A 23,484-nucleotide genomic window follows, 5' to 3' on the forward strand; every position below is an offset into this window, starting at 1 on the left:
AGCGTCGACGGGCCGCGGCCCGCGTCGAGGGACCGCGTCAGGGGACCGGCGTGACGCGGTCGATGTCGTCGAGCGCTTCGAGGCCCTCGACGATGGCGTCCTGGTCGGCGATGGCCTCGTAGTAGAACACGAGGTCGAACGTGCCGTCGCGGACGAGCTGTTGGCACTCCCAGACGAACTCGTCGTCCTCGACGGAGAGGCCCTGGAACTGGTTCGACGAGAAGTCGGTGTCGTCGTTGCCGGCGTAAATCCACGCGTCGCCCTTCCCCGCGTGCTCCGCGATGACATCGTTGATTTCGACGGTCAGCTCCTGCATCTCCAGGTCCTCGCGACTGGTGAGGTCGGTGTGGACGATGGCCCCGACGAGTTCGATATCGCCGGGTTCGAGCAGCGCGAGGGTCCGCTGGTAGAGGTCCTCGTCGATGGTCTCGCTCATGTCCGAGTCTTCTCGGGGAGGTACAAACGGGTGGCGATTCGTCGCCCGCCGCACCGTGCGACGGTGTAACCCACAAGACACATTGCCCCGGGAGACGACCGGCGGTATATGTTCGGGTGGGTCCGACGCGGCTTTCGACGCGCCTACGAGCGGGTGCTCGACCGGGAGATAGACGACGGACCGACCCACGTCGCCATCATTCAGGACGGCAACCGCCGGTACGCCCGGAAGAACGGCGACGACGCCCCCGACGGCCACAAGGCCGGCGCGCAGACGACCGAGGACGTGTTGACGTGGTGCGAGGAACTCGGCATCGAGGAGCTGACGCTGTACACCTTCTCGACCGAGAACTTCGACCGCCCGGAACACGAGCGCGAACCCCTCTTCGACCTCATCGAGGACAAGCTCTACGAGTTCGCCGACTCCGAGCGCGTCCACGACCGCGAGGTCGCCGTCCGCGCCATCGGTGAGGTCCACCTGCTCCCCGACCGCGTCCGCGACGCCGTCGAGTACGCGGAGTCCCGGACCGCCGACTACGACGGCTTCACCCTCAACATCGCCCTCGCGTACGGCGGCCGGGCGGAACTCCTCGGGGCCGCCCGCGACGTCTGCCGGGCGGTCGAGCGCGGCGACCTCTCGCCCGACGAAGTGGACGTGTCGGCGGTCGACCGCCGCCTGTCCAGAAAACCCGTCCGCGACGTGGACCTCATCATCCGCCCCGGCGGCGACGAGCGCACCTCGAACTTCCTGCCGTGGCACGCCAACGGCAACGAGGCCGCGGTCTACTTCTGTGCGCCCTACTGGCCGGAGTTCTCGAAGGTCGACTTCCTGCGCGGCATCCGCACCTACGAGTCCAGAGAGCAGTCGTGGCAGCGCACCCGGACCGAGCGCGCCGTCACGCTCGTCCGGGCCGTCGCCGAAGTCGAGTTGGAGGACGCCCGCACCGTCGCCGGTCGCCTCCGCGAGCAACTCCCCTCGTCGGGGGCCGACGAGGTGTCCGCCGAGTTGGCGAAGCGGACCGACGAGACGGCCGACTGAGTCGGCCGTCCGAACTGTTTTGCGGTTATTCGTCGCCCTGCGCAGCCCCGGCGTCGACGACGCGACCGTAGAACAGTGTCGCGTCCGTCGGCCTGTCGCGGATGCAGAACAGGAACGGCCGGTCGAACCGGAGCTCGCCCCAACTCGGTGGTAGCGACGATTCGACGACGACGCCCGTGGCCGCCGCGGCCTCTGTCCCCTCCTCGTCCACGGAGACGAACGACTTGTGGAACACCTCGTCGATGGCGAGAGCTGACCCGTCACCCTCGGTCATGCCGCCGAAGTCGGCATCCGAGCCGAACGCGGCGGACATCCCGAGACTCGACAGCGCCTCCGAGAGTTGGACCTCGGTCTCGAACTCGAACCGCGGGAGGACGACGTCGCCGATTCGCTCTCGCATCTCCTCGAAGACGCCGAACAGTCGGCTTGCGGTCAGACTCTGTTCGAACGACTCGAACTCGCCTTCGTCCGGGAGCAGCAGTACCATCGACACGTCCCGGCCGAGGTACGGGAGTTCGACGGCCTGCGCGCTCGGGAGGTCGGCGTAGTTCGCCTTGAGTTCCTGCCGCATGAGCGGCACCGTCGACTCGGACCCGTCCAGCGCGGTGAACGTTCCGTCCTCGGTGTCCTCGGAGTCGAACGTGTGCGCCCACTGCGCCATGAAGTAGATGGCGTTGGTGAGGACGAGCGCCGTGTCGGGTGTGACGGAGCCAGCCGGAAGTAGGTCCTCGATTCGGCCCTCTGTCTGGCCGGCGACCCACTCGTTGATTCGTTCCCGCTCGCCGTCCGGGTCGCCGGCGAAATCGGCCCGTCGAAGCCCGGCCCCGTAGTTCGATTCGAGGCTATCGAGGAACGCGTCCGAGAACGCGAACCCCTCGCGGCCCCACAGCGCGTTCGCCACGGCCAATCGGAAAGCGTCGGCTTCGCCGCCGTCGATTGGGGCCCGAGCCGTCTCTCGCTCTTCGAGCGCCGCCCGTAGGTCTGCGAACGCCGGGTGAACGTCTTCCCCGAGCGTGTAGTGGAGCGTCGCTTCCATCTGTTCGCGGGTCGTTCCGCGAGCGCCCGCGTAGGCCATCGCCAACGCGACGGAGATGCTGTACGGCGAGAGGAACTGGTTGCCGCCCTGTTCGGACGCGACCTGTTTGTGCAGGTCGAGGGCGAACTCGGCGTTGCCGGCCGCGAGCGCGGCGAGTCGCTCGTTGTCCACGCTCGGTTCGCCGGTCGGTGGTTCATCGTTCGGGGTCTCTGTCGGCGTATCCATCGTCGCAGTTTCGGTGGCCGTCGCCTCGGTTTCGGTCTCGGCGGGTGACTGCCCGTCGCCCGTACAGCCGGCTATCGTCGCGGCGGCGAGCGCGCCCGACAACGCCAACATCTCGCGGCGGTTCATGCCGGAAAGTTCAGCCGTCTAACAATATGTCTTCTGTAAGCACAAACAGCGGTTTGAGAGACCGCGGCGGGTCACCCTACCGGCGAACCCGCCGTCGGAACGTCCGCCAGCAGAACCACGCCAGTAGCGTGGCGCTCTGGCCGAGCACGATGGCGACGAACTCGGCTTCGTACCGCGGCCCCAACAGTAGCACCGCCCCGCCGTAGGCGACGGTCGGAACCCACGAGCGCCAGCCCTCGTAACGCGATTCGAGGAACAGCCACGGCGGGACGACAGCGACGCCGACGAGCGCCCACGGCCAGTCCGGCTGGGCGGGCAGATTGAGCCAGAGAACGAGCAGTACTGTGAGCGCGAACATGACGTGTCCGTCTTCGAGCCACTCGCTGGCCGGCGGTGGCGGCGGGAGAAGGTCCGTTCTGTCGGTCGAGGTGGAGGGCATTAGGGACGTGTTGCTATTCAATCAACATATGTGTGCGGTCGAGGAGGACGCGTCGGCAACGCCGCCACGCGATTCGCCCTAGCGGCCGAACTTCTGTCGCACTCTTCGAGCGCGACAACGGTTGGCCGATTCGCTGACGCTCATCGGCCAAACCTCCGCTGGCGGTCCTGATAGTCCCGCAACGCCCGCAGGTAGTCCCGCTTCCTGAAGTCCCGCCAGTTCACGTCGGTGAAGTAGAGTTCGGCGTAGACGGACTGCCAAATCATGAAGTCCGACAGGCGCTCCGCGCCCGTCTTGACCACGAAGTCGGGTTCGTCGGGGAACACGAGTCGCTGTTCGATGTCCGCGGCGTCGATGTCGTCGGGGTCGAGCGCGCCCTCGTCGACCTCCCCGGCCAGCGACCGGACGACCGACGCGAACTCGCGTTTCCCGCCGAGGCCGATACTGACCTGTACGGGGGCGTCGGCGCGCTCGGTGTCGCCCGGCTCGCGAAGCTCGACTCGGTGCGGAACGTCGAGGTCGCGGAGTTCGCGGGCGAGCGTCGGGACGACCGCCTCGTCGAGGACGCTCACGGAGATGGTGACGCGGTCGCTCCCGAACTCGAACGCCCAGCCGACGAACGCTTCGAGCGTCTCGTAGGCGCCCTGTTCCAGCAGGTCGCGCTCGGTGATGACGAGCGCGACGTGCTCGGGGGCGTCGGCGTCGTCGAGGCGGAACCGGAGGGCGAGATAGGAGTCGTACAGTCCCACGGGAATCGTTCTCGCGGCGATTCTCCTAACGCTTCGGGTTCGGCGTCGGCCCGAGATTCCGCCCCTCGGCACCGGCCCGCAGACCCGCGGTTGTGCGGTCGTCGGTGATGTCGGGAGGGTTAAGTGCGCGTCGGGGATACCGAATGGTGTGACTTCCACGGTACGGCGAGCGGGCGGGTTCGCGGTCGTCGGGACGTTGGCCCTCGCGGCCCCCAGTCTCGGCGCGGCCGCGTTCGCGCCCTTCACCGCAGTCGCGCTCTTGGCGGCGTTCGTCGTCGACGACGGCCCGCTGTTCGAGCTGTTCGCGCGCCCCGGCGACCGGCAGGACGGCCGGCTCAACGGGCTCGCCGGGTTCGCGCTGGCCGCGACCGGCCTCGCCCTCTTGGCGACGGTCCCGCGCGTCACGATGCCGCTTTCGGTGTTCGCCGCCGCGGTGTTGATACTCGCCTACGGCAACCTCGGCGCGCGACTGGTGGATTCGAGAACGTCCGACGAGTCGCTTCGCGCGGCGGGCTTCGTCGCGGCCGCGGTCCTCGCAGGGACCGCGGGACAGGCGGCAATCGCGTCGCTGACGGGCGAGGCGATGCTCTTCGCCCGATTCACCCTGCTCGCGGCCGTCGGCGGCCTCGTCGGCGCGGTGCTCCGGACGGCCCTCTACGAGCGCGACGACCCGCTCGTCATGCTCTCTATCGGGCTCGTCCTCTGGGGCGTCGAGGTGCTCGCGGGGCCGGTATCACCGACGCAGACCGGCGTCGCGCTCGCTCTCACGGTCGCGCTCGGCTACGCCGCCTACGCCCTCGGAACGGCCTCCGTCGCCGGCATGATAACCGGCGTGCTCCTCCTCCTCTTCGCGGTCGTCTTCGGCGGCTTCGGATGGGCGCTCGTGCTCGTCTCCTTCTTCGGCGTCGGCGCGCTCGCCACCAAGTTCCGGTACGACAGCAAGGCCGAACGCGGCGTCGCCGAGGACAACGACGGCGCTCGCGGCACCGGCAACGTCCTCGGCAACTCGGGGGTCTCGCTCGTCTCCGTCGTCGGCTACGCCGCGGCGCAAACCCTCGGCTATCCGTTCGTCAGCGACCTGCTCGTCCTCGCGTTCGCCGGGTCGGCCGCCGCCGCGATGAGCGACACCCTCTCCAGCGAAATCGGCGGGCTGTTCGACCAGCCGCGGCTCATCACCTCGCTCAAGCCCGTCCCGGCGGGGACCGACGGCGCGGTGACGTGGCAGGGCGAGGTCGCCGGCGCGGTGGGCGCTGCCTTCGTGGCCGGCGTGAGCGTGCTGGTGCTCCCCATCCCGGCTCAGACGGCCGCCATCGCGATTCTCGCCGGCGGCCTCGTCGGCATGACCGTCGATAGCCTCCTCGGCGCGACGGTCGAAGGGGCCGGCCTCGGCAATCAGGCGGTCAACTTCCTCGCCACGTTCGCCGGCGCGCTGGGCGCGGTCATCGTCTGGATTCCGCTGTGACGGGGGGACACGGCCGTGACGGGGGCGACGCCGACGTGGCGGGCGTTCGACCCGCCCGCGACACCGACCTGCCGGCCGTCGAGTCGCTCCAGCGATTCGTCTCTCATCCGTCGCCCGGCCTCTTGGACGCGTGGCCCGCCGTCGGCACGCTGCTTGTCACCGTTGACGCCGACGACCGGCCGGTGGGCTACCTGCTCGGCGTCGGCGCGCATCTGACTGAACTCGCCGTCTCGCCCGACCACCGGCGCGAAGGACGCGCCACCGCGCTCGTGGAAGCCTTCCGCGACGCGCGCCGCTCGGACGCCGACGCGGCCGACGCGGCTGACGCACCGCTCACGTTGCTGGTTCATCCGGAGAACGACGGCGCGCGCGCCTGCTACGAAGCACTCGGGTTCCGGCTGGACGCCCGAATTTCGGACGCGTTCGATGGCGACGACGGGCTTCGGCTCGTCCTCGAATCGAGCGAGGGTTGAGTCCCGGCCGGCGTCGGGCCGCTCCGCCCTCAGTCGAGGAGCTGGTCCGCGGTTCTGACGCGGACGCTGACGGGCTTTTTGACGTACTCGCCGTTCGAGCGTGCCACGACGTGCCCGACGCCGCGCTGGGCCGCGATGTCGACGAGTTTCTGACTCGCCTCGCCGTCGACGACGACGATTGCCGGGGCGGGGTCGGCGTACTCGACGGTGTCGTAGACCTTCTCGACCGCGACCTCGTCGTCGATGTCGAGGCCGTCGTTCAGGAGGCGTGCCATGCCGCTCTCGTCGGCGATGACCGCCTGCACGTGGTCGGTGAGCGAGGGTCGCTCGTCGGCGGGGTCGACCGCCTCGGCGACGGCTTCGACCTCGGACTCGGTGAACACCTCCGCGTCGGCGGCGTCGCCGTCGGCCGCCGCGTTCTCGCTCGCGGCGTCCGCGGGCCGCTCGACCGCGACGGTGCCACCGTTACCGCCCTCGGCGGTGGGGTCGGTGACCGCGTCGGCCGACCCGTTGATGGGGCCGTCTGCGGGTGGAGTCGACGACGCCTCAGTCGTCGGCGACTCCGTGTGAGGGTCCGTCGGAGCCTCCCCCGCCCCCGTCCCGTTGGCGGCGGCGACGGCGGCCCGGAAGTCCCCGTCGCCGTCGTCCGGAAGCGACGAGAGCGCGACCTTGTTCCGGAGGGCGCGGACGACCGACGCGCGGTCGAGGTCTTCGACCGACCGGCCGTCGGGCGCGAACGCGACGTAATCAACGTCGCCGACCTGCGAGAGTTCCCGCAGGATGAGTTCGCCGCCGCGGTCGCCGTCGAGGAACGCCGTGACGGTCCGCTCTTGGGTGAGGCCGGCGACCGCGTCGGGGACGTTCGTTCCCTCGACGGCGACGGCGTTTTTGATGCCGTAGCGGAGGAGGGTGAGCACGTCGGCGCGTCCCTCGACGACGATGATGGCGTCGGAATCGGCGACGCGGGGGCCCGCCGGGAGACCCTGGTACTCGGTGATATCCTCGACGCGGACGCTCTCTTTGACCGCTTCGAGGATTTCCGTCGAAGACATCACGGTGTCGTCGAACGACTCCGCGAGGAGTTCCTTGGCGCGCTCGACGACCATCCGGCGCTTGGCCTCGCGCACGTCCTCGATGTTCGTGACCTCGATGACGGCCTGGCAGGGACCGACGCGGGTCAGCGTCTCCAGCGAGGCCGCGAGGATGGCCGTCTCGGCCTTGTCGAGGCTGCTGGCGATGGTCATCTGGCCGAACGAGTGGCCGTTTTCCGAGTCTATCTGTACGTCTATCCGACCGACCTTGGAGGACTGTTGGAGGTCGCGGAGGTCGAGTTCGTCGCCGAGGAGGCCCTCGGTCTGCCCGAAGACGGCCCCGACGACGTCGCTCCGTTCGACGACCCCGTCGGCGGAGATGGAAGCGTGAATGAGATATTTTGAAGTGTCGTCCATTGGTGAAGTCACCCCGCTGGGGGTGGTGATGTGATGATTGTGATGGCGTCATGGGCGGAACCCACGAACGTCATTATATAAGTTGCGCCCGAGGGAAATATCTATCGTGGCCGACGGTTCGAACGTCAGTTAGTCGTTCGTCTCGTCCCCGAAATCCGCTCCGTCGCCGGCGAATCCCCGCGTTCCGTCCGCCGCCAGCGACCGCCGCCGACCGCCCGATTCGTTACGCCTCCTCGTCAGTTCGGTGCGCGCCGACGAACTCGCCGGCGTCCCGGCAGAACGCCGCCGGGTCTTCGGGGAAGTCGTGTTCGGCGACGGCCCACTCGACGAATCCCTCGCGGGCGGCCGCGAGACAGCGGTCGATGTCGAGTTCTCCCTCGCCGAGCGGGACGGGTCGCCCGCCGCGTTTCGCGTCGGCGTCGAGTACCACGTCTTTCAGGTGGACGACCGGGGTTCGGTCGGCGTAGCGGTCGATGTACGCGACGGGGTCGTAGCCGGCGGCGAGAATCCACGCGAGGTCGAGTTCGAAGCCGATTCCCGACTCCTCGGCGAGCCGGTCGAGCGCGGGTTCGCCCTCGACCGTGACGAGTTCGTGGTCGTGGTTGTGGTAGAGCAGTCTGACGCCTCGGTCGTCGCACTTCGCGGTCAGGTCGTCCAGCCGGTGTGCGGTCTCGTCGACCGCGTCGGCGTCGGCGAACGCCTCCGGGGGCAGGAACGGAACGACGAGCGTCTCGACGCCGAGCGCGCCGTAGCGCTCGCAGACGGCGTCGAGGTCGGCTTCGAGGTCCTCGATGGGGACGTGGGCGGCGGGTGCGCCGACCCCGGTGTCGTCGAGGGCCGCGCGGACCGCCGCCGCGTCGTCGACGCCCGCGAACTCCACGCCGTCGAAGCCGGCGTCCGCGGCCCGGCGCACGAGCGCCGCGGTCGACTCGTCGAGGTCTCGAAGCGAGTAGAGCTGGATGCCGAAGTTCATGTGCGTCCGCTCGTCCGCGCCGCTGGAAACTGTTTCGGCGCTCGGGTCGCCGTGACCGACCGACTGACCGACGGGACCGCCACCCGCACCGCGACCGCGACGTGAGCGGCTCCGGTCATTCGACAGGGCCTGTTGAAGAAAATAGTTCTTCAATCAGGGGCAACGTAGGTCGATAGAGTAAGATTTACGCATCATTATCGATTATCGTTCCTACGAATGACGCGAGTGCGCATCGACTACCGCTGGGTTGCCGTCTTCGCAATCCTCGTGACGTTCGCCGTTCCGTGGTTCCTCTGGGGCGACAGCCGGGTCTTCGCCGGTCTGCCGCTGTGGCTCTGGTGGCACATCGGCTGGATGGGGCTGACCGCCGTCGTCTTCCACCTGTTCACCCGGACGGCGTGGGACCGCGGCATCGTCGGGGAGGGTCGCTGATGGTCTCGGCGCTCGGTATCCAACTCGGCGTCGTCGGCGCGTACCTCGTGGTCGCGCTCGCGGTCGGCCTGCTCGCCTACCGCCTGACCAGCCGCGACGCGGAGGACTACTACCTCGCCGGTCGCTCCATCGGGACCGTCGTCCTCCTGTTCACCACGTTTGCGACGCTCCTCTCTGCGTTCACGTTCTTCGGCGGCCCCGACCTCGCCTACCGCGCCGGCCCCGAGTGGATTCTCGTGATGGGCGTCATGGACGGCGTGCTGTTCGCCATCCTCTGGTACGTCGTCGGCTACAAGCAGTGGCTCGTCGGCCGCGCCCACGGCTACGTCACCCTCGGCGAGATGCTCGGTGACCGCTTCGGCTCGACCCGCCTGCGCGCCGTCGTCGCCGGCATCAGCCTGTTTTGGCTGTTCCCGTACGTGATGCTCCAGCAGATGGGCGCGGGCGAGGCCATCGTCGGGCTGACGAACGGGATGGTTCCCTACTGGGCCGGCGCGGCCGGCATCACCGTGTTCATGATTGCCTACGTCGTCATCGCGGGCCTCCGCGGGGTCGCGTGGACCGACACCCTCCAAGGGCTGTTCATGCTCGGCGTCGTCTGGATTGCGGTCGGCTGGGTCGCCGCCGCGGCCGGCGGCCCCACGGCGCTGTCGAACGCCCTCGCGACCAACAAACCCGAGTTCCTCGCGCTCGGCGGCGGCCTCTACTCGCCGCAGTACATCATCGCGTCGGCCGTCACCATCGCCTTCGGCGTGGCGATGTTCCCGCAGATAAACCAGCGCTTCTTCGTCGCCAAGTCGGGCGCGGTCCTCAAGCGCTCGTTCGCGCTGTGGCCCGTCCTCGTCGTCCTGCTGTTCGTCCCCGCGTTCATCCTCGGTACGTGGGCCGCCGGCCTCGGCGTCGCCGTCCCCGAGGGCGCGAACGTCCTTCCGGTGCTCCTCAACGAGTACACGCCGGTGTGGTTCGCCGCGCTCGTCGTCGCCGGCGCGATGGCCGCGATGATGTCGTCGTCGGATTCGATGCTCCTCTCGGGGTCGTCGTACTTCACCCGCGACCTCTACCGGCCGTTCGTCAACCCCGACGCGAGCGACGCCCGCGAGGCGTGGCTGGCCCGCATCGGCGTCGCCCTGTTCGCCACGCTCACGTTCGTCGCCAGCCTGTTCCGGCCCGGCACGCTCGTCTCCGTCGGTGACACCGCCTTCGGCGGGTTCGCCCAGATGGCCCTACCGGTCATCGTCGCGCTCTACTGGGCGAAGACGACCCGGACGGGGATGTTCGCCGGCATCCTCGGCTCGCAGGCGTTCTACCTCGCGCACGTGTTCGTCCCCGCGGTCGAAGTCGGCTCCGTGACGCTGTTCGGCGCGACCTACCTCACGTGGGACTACGCCCTCTGGGGGATGGCGCTGTCGGCGCTTCTGACCGTCGGCGTCTCCGCGATGACCGCCGCCGCGCCCGAGGAAAACCAGTCCCGGTTCACCGACGGCCTCCGGGCCGACTGACGCCGGGTCGCGCCGGTCCGCTCTGCTCCGCAACGAACCTTATCTGCCTGCGCGAGTAACCTCCACTCCATGCCCGAAGAAGTGCTGTTCGAGTCCGAGAACCGACAGGCCCGCGCCGAAATCGCGTCGTACCTCCGCACCGTCGCAGACAAACTCGACGCGGGCGAGCCGATTACGCTGAAAGCCGGCGACCAGACCGTCACGATGGAGCCGCCCGCATCACCGACGTTCGAGGTGAAAGCCGAGCGCGAGGGCCCCGCCGGCGGCCCCTACGAACTGAGCATCGAGTTCGAACTGGAGTGGGACGAGGGCGCTGACGACGGTGCCGACGGGAGCGGCCTCGAAATCGAGTGAGGCGGCCGACACTCGCCGCCGGCGACCGCCGAATACAGTTACTCTTTTGACACCGCCGCGAGTCGTCGGTGATTCATGGGAATTCGACCGCTTCAGGCCGACGAGGTGGACGCGCTGGTAGACGACCTGTGGCTCCCGTTCGCCGCGGAGATGGGCGAGGTCGACGACTACGACGCGCTGGCCGAGGACGTCGATGCCCGCGCCGAGGCGCTCGACTACCGGGGCGAGCAGGTGGACGCCGAGGGCGTTCAGACGTTCGTCGCCGTCGCGGACGCGGGTGCGGAGGCTGACGCCATCGACGACCTCCGCGGCTACGTCACCGTCGCCGCGTCCGAGTCGCCGCCGGTGTTCGCCCGCGGGCCGGTCGCCAAGGTGAAAGACCTCTACGTCGCGCCCGCGGCGCGGGGCGAGGGCGTCGGCACGGAACTCCTCGAACGAGCCCACGAGTGGGGCCGCGACCGCGGCTGCGAGCGCGCCGCGCTGAGCGTCCACGCCGACAACGACGCCGCCCGGTCGTGTTACGAGTCGATGGGGTACGAGACGCGCTATCTGAAACTCGACCGCCCGCTGTGAAACTCGACCGCCTACTCTGAAGCTGGGGCCGACGGCGACTCCGACTGCCGAATCGGGAGTCGTCGCCCGCCGCTTCGAGGGTCGTGTTCGCCCCGCGAACCCGAACTCTCAAAGCCGCTGAATCCAATTGACGCGCATGAACGAGTCGGGTAACCAAGTGCTCATGGAGCAGGGTGTGCTCCGCCGCCGCCTCGACGACGGCGACCTCCCCGACTGGGCGAGAAAGCACTACGAGACGTTCCGCGAGACGATGCTCGGCGACCGCGACGGCGCGCCGTTCCCGTGTTACTTCGGTATCGAGTCCGAGCGAAACGGCGACGCCCTCTACACCTTCGTGGATTCGATGACCGACAAGGACGCGCTGTTGGCGCTCCGCGACACCCTCCTCGAATATCTGGAGGTGTACCCGGACTACTCCGAGGCGTGCTCGCTCGTCACGTTCTTCAAGCCGCCGGCGGCGGACCTCTCCGAGGCCGACTACCACGAACGCCTCTGGCACATCCTCCAGTTCCTCCACGTCAACGACCCGGAGCCGTGGCCCGCGGACATCCCGACCGACCCCGACGACCCGACGTGGGAGTTCTCCTTCGGCGGCGAGCCCATGTTCCCGACCACCCGCGCGCCGTTCTACGACGAGCGCATCAGTCGCTACTGCCCGTGGGGCCTCGAAATCACCTTCCAGCCGCGGGCGCTGTTCGACGGCATCACCGCCGACACCGAGGCCGGCCAGCAGGCCCGCGCGGTCATCCAGAACCGCATCGAGGAGTACGACGGCGTCTGCCCCCACGCCGACCTCGGTGACTGGGGCGTCGAGGGCGACCGCGAGTGGCCGCAGTACATGTTCTCCGCCGACGAGTCGCAAGCGCCCGACGAGTGCCCGATTCGCATCACCCGCGAGCACCCGAAGGTGCCGACGGCCCCGGCGGACGACTGATGGCGGGGTCCGATTCGAAGGGTGAGCGATGACCGCCGCCGACCTCCCCGACGACGCCGTGCTCGTCTGCATCGACATGCAGGTCGGCTTCGACGACCCCGCGTGGGGCGACCGCAACAACCCCGAGATGGAGGCGCGCGTCGCCGACCTGCTCGCGGCGTGGCGCGCGGCCGACCGCCCCGTCGTCCACGTCCGCCACGACTCCGCCGAGCCCGACTCGCCGCTCCGAAGTGACGGGGAAGGCTTCGCGTGGAAGCCCGAGGCCGAACCCGTCGACGGCGAACCGGTGTTCACGAAGCGCGTCAACAGCGGCTTCATCGGGACCGACCTCGAAGCGTGGCTCCGCGAGCGCGACCACTCGACGCTCGTCGTCTGCGGCCTCACGACCGACCACTGCGTCTCGACGACGACGCGGATGGCCGAGAACCTCGGCTTCGACGTGTACCTCCCCGCGGACGCGACCGCGACGTTCGACCGCGAGGGCCACGACGGCGAGCGCTTTTCGGCCGACGAGATGCACCGAACCGCGCTGGCACATCTGAACCGGGAGTTCGCGACAGTCGTCGAGTCGGCCGACCTGTCGACGACGCGGTGAGCGGTCGGCGGGCTGCCGTCGCCGCCGGGCGGCCGCTGGGTTGTAGCTAGTTTTACATCTCCGCGTCGAGACCGGCGCACATGGACCGTCGATTTCTCGCCGTCGTCGGGGTGTTCGACCTCCTCATCGCGGGCGGCCTCGCGCTTCTCGGGCCGCCCGCCCACCCGATTTCGTTCGCCCGGTTCGCGCTGTTCGCCGCCGCCGGCGTGCTGTTGGTCGTCGCCGGCGTCCGCGAGTCGGTCGGCCTCGGGTCGACGACGCTCCGGTGGCACGTCGTCGCGGGCGCGGGCTACGTCTGCTTCGGGCTGGCCGTGCTCGCAAACGGCCTCTCGTCCGTCCTCGACGCCCGCGGCGACCCGTATTTCGGCGGGCTGTTCGCGCTCCTGCTCGCCCCCGTGATGCTGTTCATGGGCGTCGATTACCTCCGCGGCGGCGTCCACTTCGACCTCTCGACGTTCGAATGAGCGCGGGGTTCGACCGCGGATGCGCGTAACCTAATCCGGTTTCTCTGACCGACCGTCGTTCCGTCTCTCGATTACGCAAATGCATTTGCCCGTCGACGCGGAATCCCCATCTCGATGGGCGTTTCCTTCCCGTACGGCGACGAGCTCGCGGTGGACTTCGAGTGGCACGAGTTCACCGGCGCGGTGGGTGATTCGGTTACGGTCCTCCCTATCGTCGTCGCCGTCGCCCGCCTGACGGACCTCTCGCTGGCGGTCGTGCTCGTTTGGTTCGGCGTGTTTCAGGTCGTCTGGGGGCTGTACTACGCGGCCCCGCTGTCGGTCGAACCGATGAAGGCGCTGGCCGCGCTCGTCCTCGCGGAGACGGTCACGACCGGCGAAGCGCTCCTCGCCGGGCTCGGCCTCGGCGTCGTCCTCCTCGCTATCGGCCGGACGCGCTCGCTCGGCCGCGTGAGTCGCTACATCGGCGCGCCGGTCGTCCGCGGCGTCCAGTTCGGCGTCGCGCTCGTCCTCCTCTCGACGGGTCTCGAACTCGGTGCGGGCGACCTCCCGCTCGCCGGCCTCGCGGTCGCCGTCGCCGCCGTCGCCCTCCTCACCAGACGCTCGAACGTGAGCGCCCTCGCGGTCCTCGCGGTCGGCGGCGCGGTCGCTTTTTCCGACGTGGGCCACCTGTCGCTCGCCGTTCCGCCGGTCCGGGACGCCGGTCTGTTCTCGCTCGGGAACCTCTCGTTCGCCGTCGTTGAGGCCGCGGTCGCCCAGTTGGCGATGACCGTCGGCAACGCCGCGCTCGCCACGTCGGTCCTGCTCGCGGACTACTTCGACCGCGACGTTTCGGCCGACGAACTCGCCACCAGCATGGGCGCGATGAACCTTCTCGCGGTCCCTCTCGGCGGCTTTCCGATGTGCCACGGCAGCGGCGGCGTCGCCGGCAAGTACGCCTTCGGCGCGCGGACCGCCGGCGCGAACGTGATTCTCGGCGTCGGCTACGTCGTCGTCGCCCTGTTCGCCGCGGACGTGGTCGCCGCCTACCCGGTCGCCATGCTCGGCGTCATTTTGGCGATTATCGGCCTGCAACTGGCGCGGACGAGTCTGACCAGTCTGTCCCGCGCGGACGGCTACCCCCTCGTGGTCGCCATCGGCGTCGTCGGCGTCGCGGTGAATCTGGGCGTCGCGTTCGTCGGCGGGGTGGTCGCGTGGCTGGCGTGGGAGCGGTGGGGTCGCGCGGTGTGGGACGGGATGTGATAGTCGGGTCAGTTGGTCGGTTTCATAACCGACCCCGCCCACGTACCACGTATGCAGACGCACATCGTTCCCGTCGGCTTCGACTACGACCGACTCATCGCGCCGCTCATCCGCGATCAGTTGGACGTGGACCGCGTCATCCTCCTCGAAGGGGCCGTCGGGAGCGAGGCGAACGTCGAGTACTCGCGGAATCTCTCGGGAAAGCTCGAAAAGGACTTCGAGAACCTCCTCGGCGCGGAGACCGAACGCGTCATCGTCGACGACGTGTACGACTACGACGCGGCGTTCGAGCAGGCGTACGACCTCATCAACGCCGAACTCGACGCCGACGACGAACTCCGCGGCGACGACGACGAACCCGGCGAGGTGTGGGTCAACGTGAGCGCGATGCCCCGGCCGGTCTCCTTCGCCTTCGCCACCGCCGCCCACTCCATCATGGTCGAGCGACAGGCCGACCGCGAGCGCATCCACACCTACTACACGGCCCCCGAGAAGTACCTCGAAACCGAACTCGCAGAGGAGTTGCGGACCGAGCGCGCCCTTCTCCAGGACCTCCTCGACTCCGGCGAAATCGACGCCGACCGCATCCGCGAGCGCCTCGACGCCACCTCCGACCTGCTGTCGGAGTTCGACGAGCGTGGGACGACCATCGGCGCGAAGCAGATCGATGGCCGCCACATCGTCGAACTCCCGGTGGCCTCCTTCTCCAACGTCAAGCCGTTCGAGGAGGTCATCCTGTTCAAACTCGGTGAGCACGGCGAGTTCGGGTCGGTCTCCGAACTCGCGGAGGCGCTCGCCCGCGAGATGAACGAGGAGTACACCGACTCCTTCCGGTCGAAGGTCATCTACAACGTCGACCGCCTCGGCCCCGGCGGCAAGGGCTACATCGAACAGGAAGAACGCGGGAAGTCCTACCGGACGCGCCTCTCCCGCATCGGTGAACTGTGGGTCCGCGCCCACGCCGACAGCGACGAGTAGGCGGCGGGCGGTCGTCGTTTTTTCTCCGACCGAGTCGCGGCGTCAGAACTCCAGGCCGGACGGGTCAGCCGACGGCACGAGCGGGCTCGTCGGCAGGTCCGCCGGCGGGTCGGGGAGGTTGTACTCGCGGGGGGCCACGTCGTTCGGGCCGTCGGGATAGAACACCGACGCGAGCAGTTGGATGTGGTCGCGCCCCGCGTCGAGTTCGAACTGGCCGCCGCCGTACAGCGACATCCCGCGCTCGTCGGCGTACTCGATGGTGTCGAACAGCGACTCGATCGTGCCGAACCGCGAGGGTTTGATGTTCAGCCACGACGGCTCGAACGGGAGGCGCTCGACGGATTCGACGCCGGTAATCGGGGCGTCCCACGAGACGCGGCCCTCGCGGCCGTCGAACAGCGGGCGCGTCTCGTCGGTGAACGCCGGGTCCTCGATGACGGCGTCCGGGAACCCCGACAGGATGCGCTCGTACAGTTCCGGGTCGGGGGCTTGGTCCACGTCGGTCCCCTCGTAGTAGCCTTTGAGGTCGAGGATGCGGACGCGGTCGCGGGCGGCGAGCGACGCCACAAGCTCATCGTCCCAGTCAGTTGTCGGGTCGAGTTTGAACTCGCAGTCGGGGTCGCGGTCGAGGAGCAGTTCGACGCGGTCGGCCGACGGCGGGTTCCCGAGACGGGTGCTGACGACGAACCGGAGCGGGTCGCGCTCGCGGGAGACGGCGGACGCGAGGTCGGTGTCGGCCTGCCGGAGCGCGAGGTCGAGGCCGGCGGATTCGAGCGCCCAGCGCCGGTAGTGTTCGGCCGTCTCGCGCTCGGGGGCTTTCGTCGGAAACAGGTCCACGCCGTCGAGCGCCGCGGAGAAGGCGGCGAAGGAATCGTAGCTCCCGGCGAGGTCGAAAGCGTCTTCGGGGGCGTCAGCGAGAGCGTCGTGGTCCTCGGCGTCGTACGTCACGTCCTCGCCGCGGCCGACCGCGCCGTCGCCGGCGAGCGAGAACACCGTCGTCTTGCGGAGAAAGCCGCTCGACGTGTCGCTCTCGAAGCGGTCGCGGGAGACGGACTCGACGGTCACCGGCAGGTCGGCCACGCGGTCGAAGAGGCTCATGGCGTGTCGGTTGGGCGGGGCGAGGCAAAAGGCTACGTCCGAGTCGGCCGACGCGTCGTCGGTTCTCGGTCAGTCGATGCCGCCCCGTTCGAGCTTTGCGACACGCGTCGCGAGCGCGAGGAACGTCGCCGCGACGGTCAGGAGGACCGCGCCCGCCGCGGCGTACTCGTGGGCGGGCGAGACGTGCTGGACGACGCCGTCGACGACCGGCTCGGCCGGGATGAGGGTGTGGTGCGGCGTGCCCACGATGGGAACGAAGTAGTCCACGAGGTCGTTGAGGGCGTACCAGCCGACCGCGACGAGGACGGCGAGAGACGGGAACTCGGCGTACCGCTGGATGAGGAAGGCCTCGACGACCATGGCGAGGTGGCTCCAGAAGAGGAAGTTGTACATCGCCCAGTGGAGGTACGAGAAGTCGCTTTTGAAGGCGAGGAGGACGTACGGCGTCCACAGCCCGAGTTTGAGACAGCCGAAGAAGGCGAGGGCGTTGACGTACTCGTTCGAGCGCCCGAGTTTCCAGAGCGCGAGCGACAGCGCGATAAACAGCGTGGCGACCGGGCTGTCGGGGACGAGCGGCCACATCGCGGTCGGTTCGATGCCGAACTGGTAGCCGTAGTACCAGAAGCCGAAGGCGGTCCCGACGAGGTTGATGACGACCACGAGCCACGCGATGTTGAGGCCGAAGTTCTCCAACCACTCCGGCAGAGGCGCGAGCCACCGCGGGAGGTCGGTTCCCGCCGGGAGGCCGTCGTCCTGAAAGAGCTGGCGGGGGTCATCGAGCAGTCGGCGCAGTCGGGTCGCCGCGTCCATACCCACGCCGAAGCGGGGGGACGAAAAAGTGATGCCGGTCTCGGTGACTGCGGCCGGTGTCGTCGACCGCGAAACACGACCTGTGCGGAATGCGAACGGTTGGCGTGTGGAAGCGACCGCTTAAGTGAACCCGGTCGCAAGCGACGGATATGCCAGAGGAGACCGACCTAGAGGAGCTTCGGCGCGGGACCGAACTCGTCAAGCGCGGGTTCGCCCAGATGCAGAAGGGCGGCGTCATCATGGACGTCGTGAACGCAGAGCAAGCGAAAATCGCGGAGGAAGCCGGCGCGGTCGCCGTCATGGCGCTCGAAGCCGTCCCGGCCGACATCCGCAAGCGCGGCGGGGTCTCCCGGATGGCCGACCCCGAGACGGTCACGGAGATTATCGACGCCGTCTCCATCCCGGTGATGGGGAAGGCCCGCATCGGCCACCACACCGAGGCGCAGATTCTCGAATCCATCGGCGTGGACATGATAGACGAGAGCGAGGTGCTCACCCCGGCGGACAACGACTACCACATCGACAAGCGCGAGTTCACCTCGCCGTTCGTCTGCGGCGCGCGCAACCTCCCCGAGGCGCTCCGCCGCATCAACGAGGGCGCGGCGATGATTCGCACCAAGGGCGAGGCCGGCACGGGCGACGTGAACCAGGCCGTCACCCACCAGCGCACCATCAAACACCAGATTCGCAGCCTGACCGGCCTCAACTTCGACGAGCGCGAGAAGTGGGCCCGCGAGCACGAAGCGCCCGCCGAACTCGTCCACGAGACGGCGGAGATGGGACGCCTGCCGGTCGTCAACTTCGCGGCCGGCGGCATCGCCACGCCCGCGGACGCCGCGCTCATGATGTACCACGAGTGCGACGGCATCTTCGTGGGCTCCGGCATCTTCGGCGCGGAGGACCCAGAACGGATGGGCGAGGCCATCGTCGAGGCCGTCAACAACTGGGACGACCCGGACACGCTCGCCGACATCGCCGCCGGCATCGGCAAGGGCATGAAGGGCGAGGCGAACGTCGGCATGGCCGACGAGGACAAACTTCAGGGCCGCGGCGTCTAACGCGGCGGTATCCGGCGGCCGCCGACTGACTCACCGTCTCGGTTTTCGATTCCTTCCGGTTCCGCTTTTCTTCGGTCTCGGCGCTCCGCTCTCAGGCGAGGAGTCCTGACTTCTCCTTTTCGTTCCCCTTCGCGTCGTCGGACGACGCCTCGCCGAGGAGGACGGTGACCGGGCCGTCGAAGTTGAGCATGACCGACTGCGTCATGTCCCGGGAGATGAGCTTTCCGGCGGGCGAGCGGCGGCGACCGGCGATAAAGAGGTGGTCACAGCCTTCCCAGCGGGCCGTCTCTAAGATGGTGTCGGCCTCGGGGCCGATGTCCGCGACGATGCGGTAGTCGAGGTCCAGCCCCTCGAACGCCTCGCGGGCGACGCGCTTGGCGCGGCGGGTGGCCGACTCGATGGCCTGGTCGATGCCGTACACCACGTCCGAGGAGCCGACGCTGGCGAGCGCCGAGCGGGTTCGCTCGAACTCCTCGTCCGGGAGAACCGTGAGGACGACGAGTTCCGCGCCGCTGCCGGCGGCGAGTTCGCCCGCCTCGCGGAGGATTCGCTGCGACCGTTCTTCGGGGGAGACGACGACGAGTGCTCGTTCCATGATTCGAATATATCGTGATAGTGAGAAAAGTCTTCTCGGAATCGTGTTACCACCGGCCGCGACAACGCGTTACAGTGACTCAGGCGCGAGAAAAGGCGAGATACGAGTGTGCGAGTGGTTCTCTCTGTACTACTCAGGATTCGAATACTTCGGCCCCGCGACCGACCCGCGTCTTGTAGGCGCGGGCGGCCACGTCGGCCTCGTCGAACGCTTCGAGCATCGCGCCGGCGACGCGGGTGCGGTCGGCGGCTTGGCAGACGCCGAGGACCGACGGGCCGGCACCGGAGACGGTGACGCCGGTCGCGCCCGCAGCGAGGGCGGCCTCGCGGACGTCGTGGTAGCCGTTGATGAGTTCCGCCCGCGCGGGCGTGACGACGCGGTCGTCCATCCCCGCGCCGACGAGGTCGGCGTCGCGGCGGCACATCCCGACCGCGAGGGTCGCCGCCCGGCCGACCGTGTGGACCATGTCCTCGATGCTGGCGTCGCTCGGGACGACGCGGCGGGCGTCGCGGGTCGAGACGGCGATTTCGGGGAGGCAGGCGACGAGCGGGATGTCGGCGTCGACGGTCGTGACGCCCTCGTCGGTCGCGACGGTGAACCCGCCGAGGAGCGCGGGCGCGACGTTGTCGGCGTGGGCCTCGCCGGAGACGACCGCTTCGCCCTCGGCGGCGACGGGGACGAGTTCCTCCCGGGAGAGGCCGCGGTCGTACAGTTCGTTCAGCGCGACCGCGGCGGCGGCCGAGCTCGCCGCCGACGACCCGAGGCCGGACGACGGGCGGACGCCCTTGTCGATGCGGATGCGCGCGGGGGCGTCGAGCGCCTCCGCGACCGCACCGACGACGTTCCGGTCGGGGTCGGTCGGGATGTACTGGCTGCCGACGCCGGTCACTTCGATTGTCGTCCGGTCCGCCCGTTCGACGTGCACGATGTCGGCGGGGCGGTCGAGAGCCACGCCGAAAACATCGAACCCACTTCCGAGGTTGGCGCTCGTGGCGGGTGCGCGGACCGTAACCATGCCCCGCTGTTGCCTTATCGCAGATAAAAATGTGGCGAACGTCGCAACGGTCCCGGTTCAGTCGCTCGTCGGCTGCTCCGCGTTCACCGACTCCGGTTCGGTCTCGACGCCGGTGAACTCGAACCGCGCGCCGCCGGCGTCCGACTCGGTGAGTTCGACCGACCAGCCGTGGGCGTCCGCGACCGTCTTGACGATGGGCAGGCCGAAGCCCGTCCCGTTTTCGTGGGTCGTGTACCCCCGCTCGAACACGTCGGCGCGCTCCGCCTCGGAGATGCCGGAGCCGTCGTCTTCGACGGTGAAGCCGCCGTCGACTCCCGCGACGACGACGGTGAGCGAGCCGCCGTCGGAGCCGTGCTCGACGGCGTCACCAGACGCAGTCAGGTTGCCCGTGGAACCATGTTCGACGGCGTCGTCGGGAGTATCCCGACTGCCCGTCGAGCCGTGCTCGACGGCGTTCCGAAACAGGTTTTCGAGCAGTTGTCGGAGGCGGCCGCGGTCGGCCGCGATAGTCCGGTCGACCCGAACGTCGAGGGTCGCGTCGCCGACGACCGTGCCGTCCCACGCCTCCTGTGCGACGGTTCGGAGGGCGACCGGCGTCACGTCCGTGAGCGTCTCGCCCTGCCGCGCCAGCGTGAGGAGGTCCTCGATGATGGTCTCCATCCGGTCGTGGGCGTTCTCGATTCGCTCGAAGTACTCCGCGTCGCCGGTCTCGGCCGCCAGTTCGAGATAGCCGCGGGCGACGGTGAGCGGGTTCCGAAGGTCGTGGGAGACGACCGACGCGAACTCGTCGAGCCGCTCGTTTTGGCGTTCGAGCCGTCGCTCGCGTTCGACCCGTTCGGTCACGTCGCGGACGAGCACGAGCGACCCCGACATGTCGGACTCGTCGCCCAGCGGCGTCGTCTCGACGAGGAGGGCGCGCTCGCCGTCCTCCGTCGTGAGGGTCGCCTCCGCCTCCGACCCAGCGGTCGGGACGCCGCCCAACGCGTCGACCAGTTCCGTGGGGAGGACGCGCGCGACGGACTGCCCGTAGGCGTCCGAGAGGGGGAGCGAGAGGAACCGCTCGCCCGCGGGGTTGACGTCGATGACGCGCCCGTCGCCGTCGAGGACGAGCGCGGCGTCGTGCATCGACTCGACGGCCGATTCCCACGCGACGGGGACGAGCGTGAACAGCCGGTGGTGGAAGACGCTCCACGCGACGGCGGCCGAGGTGACGGAGAAGGCCAACACGGGGAGGTCGAGACCGGGGACCGGACTCAGTCCGGCGACGCAGACGACGCCGCCGACGGCCGGGACCAGACCGCCGCCGAGGAGCGCGAGCGTCTGCTCCCGGTAGATGCCGTCGGCCCGCAGGAGCGTCCGGCCGAGGACGCCGCACCCGAGCAGGATGAGCGCGTAGGCGTAGGCGATGAAGCCGTCGAACGCGACGCCGTGTTCGTTGACGAGGACGGCGTAGCCGTGGTCGGCGTCGACCCAGAGGTCGGTCCAGATGAGCCCGTGCCACGGGTTCGTCACCACGAGCGCGACGACGGCGACCGGCACGGACCCGAGTGCGACCCACGCGGCCCGCGAGTTCAGTTTCACGCCGGCGTGGCGCGTCACGTACGCGAACCACAGGAGGGGCAGCGGCGCCATGCCGACGTAGCCGAGCTGGTTCAACAGCACCTTCGTCGAGAAGTCGGTCACGGAGAGTTCGAGCGCGTACGTCCCCATCCAGAGCCCGGACGCGACCAACAGGAGCGCGCCGAGGGTCGCGCCGGGCACGAGGCGGCGCTCCGTCCGGCGGCGGAAGAGGGAGGCGGCGAGGACGACAAAGAGGAGCGCACCGATTCCGATGGGAATCGTGTACGGCGTCGTTTGCCAGTACGGAGCGCCGTGCATGCCCCGCTTTCTATCGACAGGGATTAAAACTCCCACCGTCGGCGCCGGAACCGGCCAATCAGAAAGGACTTTCCACCCCACGCCGAACCTCGGGGCATGATAGGCATCGTCGGCGGCGGCATCGCGGGCCTCGCCGCGGCGTACCGACTCCAGAACCGGGGTCACGACGTTCGAGTCTTCGAGGCGGCCGACTCCCTCGGCGGCCTCGCAGCGACCTACGAGACGAACGGCGACGACATCGAGAAGTTCTACCACCACCTCTCGAAGTCCGAAGAAACCATCGTCGAACTCGCCGCGGAACTCGGCCTCGAAGACGACTTGGAGTGGCGCATCGGCAAGAACGCCTACTACGTCGACGGCGTCGTCCACCCGCTGGACACCGCGTGGCAAATCGCCGCGTACCCCCACATGAGCCTCTACGACAAGTTCCGCCTCGGCATGCTCACCCTCGGCGTCGACGTGCGCGGGGGTATCCCCGACTTCGACGCCTACGAGGAACTCGCGGAGTACGAACACACCCCAATCGAGGAGTTCGTCGTCGAGCACACGACCCGCGGCGTCTACGACAACTTCGTCGACCCGCTTCTCGACGGCAAGTTCGGTGAGCGCAAACGCGACGTGTCGGCGTCGTGGTTCCTCGGGCGCGTGCGCTTCCGCGGCGAGCGCGACCTGCTGCGCGGCGAGAAACTCGGCTACTTCGACGGCGGCTTCGCGCCCTTCATCGACGCGCTGGTCGAGGCGGTCGGCCGCGAGCACATCGAGACCGGCGCGCGCGTGACCGAACTCGACACCGACGGCGAGGCGGTCTCGACGCTGACCGTCGAGACGGACGACGGGACCGAGACCCACGAGGTCGAGTCGGTCGTCGTGGCGACGATGCCGAACGTGCTCGAAGACCTCACGGGCTTCCCCTGCGACATCGACTTCCAAGGGGCGGTCTGCGGGCTGGCGACCATGTCGGAGTCGCTGATGGACACCTACTGGCTCAACATCGCCCACGACGCGCCGTTCGGGTCGCTCATCGAGCACACGAACTTCGTGCCGAAAGAGCGCTACGGCGGCGACCACCTGCTGTACGTCGCCAGTTACGTGCAGGGACCGCACGAAGAGCTCTGGCAGATGAGCGACGAGGAGGTCGAAGACGCGTGGTTCGACGAAATCGAGGAGATGTTCCCCGACTTCGACCGGTCGGCGGTCGAGGAGTTCAAAATCGCTCGTAACCCCCGCGCCGGCCCGGTGTACGAACGCGGCTATCTCGACCTCGTGGTCCCGTACGACCTCGGCGACGACGTGGCCGAGGGCGTCTACTACGCGGGGATGGCGTCGGAGGCGCAGTACCCCGAGCGGTCGCTGAACGGCGGTATCGTGGCCGGCTACGAGGTCGCGGACCGCATCGACCGCAGCCAGTAGCCGTCACAGCGCCGCTTTCGAAGCCGTTTCAGCGCGGTTCGTCGTCGTGGCGTGCAACGGTCTCTCGTGCCGCTTAGTCGCACGCTTACCGGCAATCGGTTTCCCGTTCGCAACTGCTTTTTAAGCTGCTGACTGACTAGTCAGTTA

General features: G+C 68.8%; 25 protein-coding genes. 14 read left to right on the top strand and 11 right to left on the bottom strand.

Features of this window, described 5'->3' with window-relative positions; translation table 11 throughout:
- Window positions 1-37 precede the first annotated feature (37 nt).
- Window positions 38-436 carry a DUF5778 family protein gene (locus tag E4P24_RS11735; RefSeq protein WP_008575434.1) on the bottom strand — a complete coding sequence of 133 codons (399 nt, stop codon included), beginning with the start codon at window positions 434-436 and terminating at the stop codon, window positions 38-40.
- 108 nt (window positions 437-544) lie between these two features.
- Between E4P24_RS11735 and uppS the strand changes: the two genes are divergently transcribed.
- Window positions 545-1,474, top strand: coding sequence for a polyprenyl diphosphate synthase (uppS, locus tag E4P24_RS11740; protein WP_004062639.1), 930 nt, complete (start codon window positions 545-547; stop codon window positions 1,472-1,474).
- Window positions 1,475-1,499: 25 nt separating this feature from the next.
- On the opposite strand, the gene E4P24_RS11745 is transcribed toward uppS, so the two are convergent.
- The 3 genes from E4P24_RS11745 to E4P24_RS11755 form a co-directional block, all read right to left on the bottom strand.
- Complete coding sequence (locus E4P24_RS11745; RefSeq protein ID WP_188148505.1) at window positions 1,500-2,861, bottom strand: serpin family protein; 1,362 nt, start codon at window positions 2,859-2,861, stop codon at window positions 1,500-1,502.
- A gap of 76 nt (window positions 2,862-2,937) precedes the next feature.
- Complete coding sequence (locus tag E4P24_RS11750) at window positions 2,938-3,300, bottom strand: hypothetical protein (protein WP_006601358.1); 363 nt, start codon at window positions 3,298-3,300, stop codon at window positions 2,938-2,940.
- Between the two features lie 140 nt (window positions 3,301-3,440).
- Complete coding sequence (locus E4P24_RS11755; protein ID WP_004062636.1) at window positions 3,441-4,049, bottom strand: undecaprenyl diphosphate synthase family protein; 609 nt, start codon at window positions 4,047-4,049, stop codon at window positions 3,441-3,443.
- A 148-nt stretch (window positions 4,050-4,197) separates the two neighbouring features.
- Between E4P24_RS11755 and E4P24_RS11760 the strand changes: the two genes are divergently transcribed.
- Window positions 4,198-5,511: a DUF92 domain-containing protein gene (locus tag E4P24_RS11760; protein WP_188148506.1), complete on the top strand. Its 1,314-nt coding sequence runs from the start codon at window positions 4,198-4,200 to the stop codon at window positions 5,509-5,511.
- On the top strand, window positions 5,508-5,984 hold the full coding sequence (locus tag E4P24_RS11765) for a GNAT family N-acetyltransferase (RefSeq protein ID WP_345776367.1): 477 nt from the start codon (window positions 5,508-5,510) through the stop codon (window positions 5,982-5,984). Before E4P24_RS11760 ends, E4P24_RS11765 begins: the two co-directional genes overlap by 4 nt.
- Before the next feature lie 29 nt (window positions 5,985-6,013).
- On the opposite strand, the gene dnaG is transcribed toward E4P24_RS11765, so the two are convergent.
- Window positions 6,014-7,432, bottom strand: coding sequence for a DNA primase DnaG (gene dnaG, locus E4P24_RS11770; protein ID WP_188148507.1), 1,419 nt, complete (start codon window positions 7,430-7,432; stop codon window positions 6,014-6,016).
- Between the two features lie 223 nt (window positions 7,433-7,655).
- Window positions 7,656-8,405, bottom strand: a complete 750-nt coding sequence (locus E4P24_RS11775) for a sugar phosphate isomerase/epimerase (protein ID WP_188148508.1) — start codon at window positions 8,403-8,405, stop codon at window positions 7,656-7,658.
- 216 nt (window positions 8,406-8,621) lie between these two features.
- Here E4P24_RS11775 and E4P24_RS11780 point away from each other — a divergent pair, with 216 nt between their 5' ends.
- The 9 genes from E4P24_RS11780 to E4P24_RS11820 all read left to right on the top strand — a co-directional run bounded on the left by E4P24_RS11780 (window position 8,622) and on the right by E4P24_RS11820 (window position 15,473).
- Window positions 8,622-8,837, top strand: a complete 216-nt coding sequence (locus E4P24_RS11780; RefSeq protein WP_004042215.1) for a DUF3311 domain-containing protein — start codon at window positions 8,622-8,624, stop codon at window positions 8,835-8,837.
- Complete coding sequence (locus E4P24_RS11785) at window positions 8,837-10,336, top strand: sodium:solute symporter (protein WP_004062631.1); 1,500 nt, start codon at window positions 8,837-8,839, stop codon at window positions 10,334-10,336. The genes E4P24_RS11780 and E4P24_RS11785 overlap by 1 nt, the downstream gene beginning before the upstream one ends.
- Before the next feature lie 69 nt (window positions 10,337-10,405).
- Window positions 10,406-10,690 carry an amphi-Trp domain-containing protein gene (locus E4P24_RS11790; RefSeq protein ID WP_188148509.1) on the top strand — a complete coding sequence of 95 codons (285 nt, stop codon included), beginning with the start codon at window positions 10,406-10,408 and terminating at the stop codon, window positions 10,688-10,690.
- Between the two features lie 75 nt (window positions 10,691-10,765).
- Window positions 10,766-11,263: a GNAT family N-acetyltransferase gene (locus E4P24_RS11795; RefSeq protein WP_008605889.1), complete on the top strand. Its 498-nt coding sequence runs from the start codon at window positions 10,766-10,768 to the stop codon at window positions 11,261-11,263.
- A 136-nt stretch (window positions 11,264-11,399) separates the two neighbouring features.
- Window positions 11,400-12,197, top strand: a complete 798-nt coding sequence (locus E4P24_RS11800) for a YqcI/YcgG family protein (RefSeq protein WP_188148510.1) — start codon at window positions 11,400-11,402, stop codon at window positions 12,195-12,197.
- Window positions 12,198-12,225: 28 nt separating this feature from the next.
- Window positions 12,226-12,792 (top strand): cysteine hydrolase family protein, encoded by a 567-nt coding sequence (locus E4P24_RS11805; protein ID WP_188148511.1) that lies wholly within the window; start codon window positions 12,226-12,228, stop codon window positions 12,790-12,792.
- Window positions 12,793-12,872: 80 nt separating this feature from the next.
- A complete protein-coding gene (locus E4P24_RS11810) occupies window positions 12,873-13,256 on the top strand; it encodes a hypothetical protein (protein WP_188148512.1) in 384 nt (127 codons plus the stop codon).
- 114 nt (window positions 13,257-13,370) lie between these two features.
- A complete protein-coding gene (locus E4P24_RS11815) occupies window positions 13,371-14,495 on the top strand; it encodes a putative sulfate/molybdate transporter (RefSeq protein ID WP_115860911.1) in 1,125 nt (374 codons plus the stop codon).
- 51 nt (window positions 14,496-14,546) lie between these two features.
- The gene (locus E4P24_RS11820; RefSeq protein ID WP_004042223.1) at window positions 14,547-15,473 is read left to right on the top strand and encodes a DUF6293 family protein; all 927 of its coding nucleotides are present in this window, start codon (window positions 14,547-14,549) and stop codon (window positions 15,471-15,473) included.
- 42 nt (window positions 15,474-15,515) lie between these two features.
- Here E4P24_RS11820 and E4P24_RS11825 read toward each other — a convergent pair whose 3' ends face one another.
- Together E4P24_RS11825 and E4P24_RS11830 are read right to left on the bottom strand one after the other, a co-directional pair.
- Window positions 15,516-16,571 carry a hypothetical protein gene (locus tag E4P24_RS11825; protein WP_188148513.1) on the bottom strand — a complete coding sequence of 352 codons (1,056 nt, stop codon included), beginning with the start codon at window positions 16,569-16,571 and terminating at the stop codon, window positions 15,516-15,518.
- 69 nt (window positions 16,572-16,640) lie between these two features.
- The gene (locus E4P24_RS11830) at window positions 16,641-17,381 is read right to left on the bottom strand and encodes a DUF1405 domain-containing protein (protein WP_188148514.1); all 741 of its coding nucleotides are present in this window, start codon (window positions 17,379-17,381) and stop codon (window positions 16,641-16,643) included.
- Between the two features lie 149 nt (window positions 17,382-17,530).
- Between E4P24_RS11830 and pdxS the strand changes: the two genes are divergently transcribed.
- Window positions 17,531-18,439, top strand: a complete 909-nt coding sequence (gene pdxS, locus E4P24_RS11835) for a pyridoxal 5'-phosphate synthase lyase subunit PdxS (RefSeq protein ID WP_004042226.1) — start codon at window positions 17,531-17,533, stop codon at window positions 18,437-18,439.
- Window positions 18,440-18,530: 91 nt separating this feature from the next.
- On the opposite strand, the gene E4P24_RS11840 is transcribed toward pdxS, so the two are convergent.
- From E4P24_RS11840 to E4P24_RS11850, 3 genes are all read right to left on the bottom strand, one after another.
- On the bottom strand, window positions 18,531-19,034 hold the full coding sequence (locus E4P24_RS11840) for a universal stress protein (RefSeq protein WP_188148515.1): 504 nt from the start codon (window positions 19,032-19,034) through the stop codon (window positions 18,531-18,533).
- A 133-nt stretch (window positions 19,035-19,167) separates the two neighbouring features.
- Window positions 19,168-20,049 carry a homoserine kinase gene (locus tag E4P24_RS11845; protein ID WP_004062622.1) on the bottom strand — a complete coding sequence of 294 codons (882 nt, stop codon included), beginning with the start codon at window positions 20,047-20,049 and terminating at the stop codon, window positions 19,168-19,170.
- Between the two features lie 57 nt (window positions 20,050-20,106).
- Window positions 20,107-21,927: a histidine kinase N-terminal 7TM domain-containing protein gene (locus E4P24_RS11850; RefSeq protein WP_188148516.1), complete on the bottom strand. Its 1,821-nt coding sequence runs from the start codon at window positions 21,925-21,927 to the stop codon at window positions 20,107-20,109.
- Window positions 21,928-22,023: 96 nt separating this feature from the next.
- Here E4P24_RS11850 and E4P24_RS11855 point away from each other — a divergent pair, with 96 nt between their 5' ends.
- Complete coding sequence (locus E4P24_RS11855; RefSeq protein WP_115802988.1) at window positions 22,024-23,337, top strand: NAD(P)/FAD-dependent oxidoreductase; 1,314 nt, start codon at window positions 22,024-22,026, stop codon at window positions 23,335-23,337.
- Window positions 23,338-23,484 lie beyond the last annotated feature (147 nt).

It is taken from the genome of Haloferax sp. AS1, from assembly GCF_014530665.1.
GTDB classification, from domain to species: domain Archaea; phylum Halobacteriota; class Halobacteria; order Halobacteriales; family Haloferacaceae; genus Haloferax; species Haloferax volcanii.

Excerpts from the sequence above, each read along its gene's own strand:
- E4P24_RS11790 (WP_188148509.1), top strand. The coding sequence starts at position 10,406 with ATGCCCGAAGAAGTGCTGTTCGAGTCCGAGAACCGACAGGCCCGCGCC.
- E4P24_RS11820 (WP_004042223.1), top strand. The coding sequence starts at position 14,547 with ATGCAGACGCACATCGTTCCCGTCGGCTTCGACTACGACCGACTCATC.
- E4P24_RS11855 (WP_115802988.1), top strand. The coding sequence starts at position 22,024 with ATGATAGGCATCGTCGGCGGCGGCATCGCGGGCCTCGCCGCGGCGTAC.
- E4P24_RS11795 (WP_008605889.1), top strand. The coding sequence starts at position 10,766 with ATGGGAATTCGACCGCTTCAGGCCGACGAGGTGGACGCGCTGGTAGAC.
- dnaG (WP_188148507.1), bottom strand. The coding sequence starts at position 7,432 with ATGGACGACACTTCAAAATATCTCATTCACGCTTCCATCTCCGCCGAC.
- E4P24_RS11815 (WP_115860911.1), top strand. The coding sequence starts at position 13,371 with ATGGGCGTTTCCTTCCCGTACGGCGACGAGCTCGCGGTGGACTTCGAG.
- E4P24_RS11845 (WP_004062622.1), bottom strand. The coding sequence starts at position 20,049 with ATGGTTACGGTCCGCGCACCCGCCACGAGCGCCAACCTCGGAAGTGGG.
- E4P24_RS11800 (WP_188148510.1), top strand. The coding sequence starts at position 11,400 with ATGAACGAGTCGGGTAACCAAGTGCTCATGGAGCAGGGTGTGCTCCGC.
- E4P24_RS11745 (WP_188148505.1), bottom strand. The coding sequence starts at position 2,861 with ATGAACCGCCGCGAGATGTTGGCGTTGTCGGGCGCGCTCGCCGCCGCG.
- pdxS (WP_004042226.1), top strand. The coding sequence starts at position 17,531 with ATGCCAGAGGAGACCGACCTAGAGGAGCTTCGGCGCGGGACCGAACTC.
- E4P24_RS11840 (WP_188148515.1), bottom strand. The coding sequence starts at position 19,034 with ATGGAACGAGCACTCGTCGTCGTCTCCCCCGAAGAACGGTCGCAGCGA.
- E4P24_RS11780 (WP_004042215.1), top strand. The coding sequence starts at position 8,622 with ATGACGCGAGTGCGCATCGACTACCGCTGGGTTGCCGTCTTCGCAATC.
- E4P24_RS11850 (WP_188148516.1), bottom strand. The coding sequence starts at position 21,927 with ATGCACGGCGCTCCGTACTGGCAAACGACGCCGTACACGATTCCCATC.
- E4P24_RS11775 (WP_188148508.1), bottom strand. The coding sequence starts at position 8,405 with ATGAACTTCGGCATCCAGCTCTACTCGCTTCGAGACCTCGACGAGTCG.
- E4P24_RS11830 (WP_188148514.1), bottom strand. The coding sequence starts at position 17,381 with ATGGACGCGGCGACCCGACTGCGCCGACTGCTCGATGACCCCCGCCAG.
- E4P24_RS11825 (WP_188148513.1), bottom strand. The coding sequence starts at position 16,571 with ATGAGCCTCTTCGACCGCGTGGCCGACCTGCCGGTGACCGTCGAGTCC.
- E4P24_RS11750 (WP_006601358.1), bottom strand. The coding sequence starts at position 3,300 with ATGCCCTCCACCTCGACCGACAGAACGGACCTTCTCCCGCCGCCACCG.
- E4P24_RS11805 (WP_188148511.1), top strand. The coding sequence starts at position 12,226 with ATGACCGCCGCCGACCTCCCCGACGACGCCGTGCTCGTCTGCATCGAC.
- uppS (WP_004062639.1), top strand. The coding sequence starts at position 545 with ATGTTCGGGTGGGTCCGACGCGGCTTTCGACGCGCCTACGAGCGGGTG.
- E4P24_RS11735 (WP_008575434.1), bottom strand. The coding sequence starts at position 436 with ATGAGCGAGACCATCGACGAGGACCTCTACCAGCGGACCCTCGCGCTG.
- E4P24_RS11785 (WP_004062631.1), top strand. The coding sequence starts at position 8,837 with ATGGTCTCGGCGCTCGGTATCCAACTCGGCGTCGTCGGCGCGTACCTC.
- E4P24_RS11810 (WP_188148512.1), top strand. The coding sequence starts at position 12,873 with ATGGACCGTCGATTTCTCGCCGTCGTCGGGGTGTTCGACCTCCTCATC.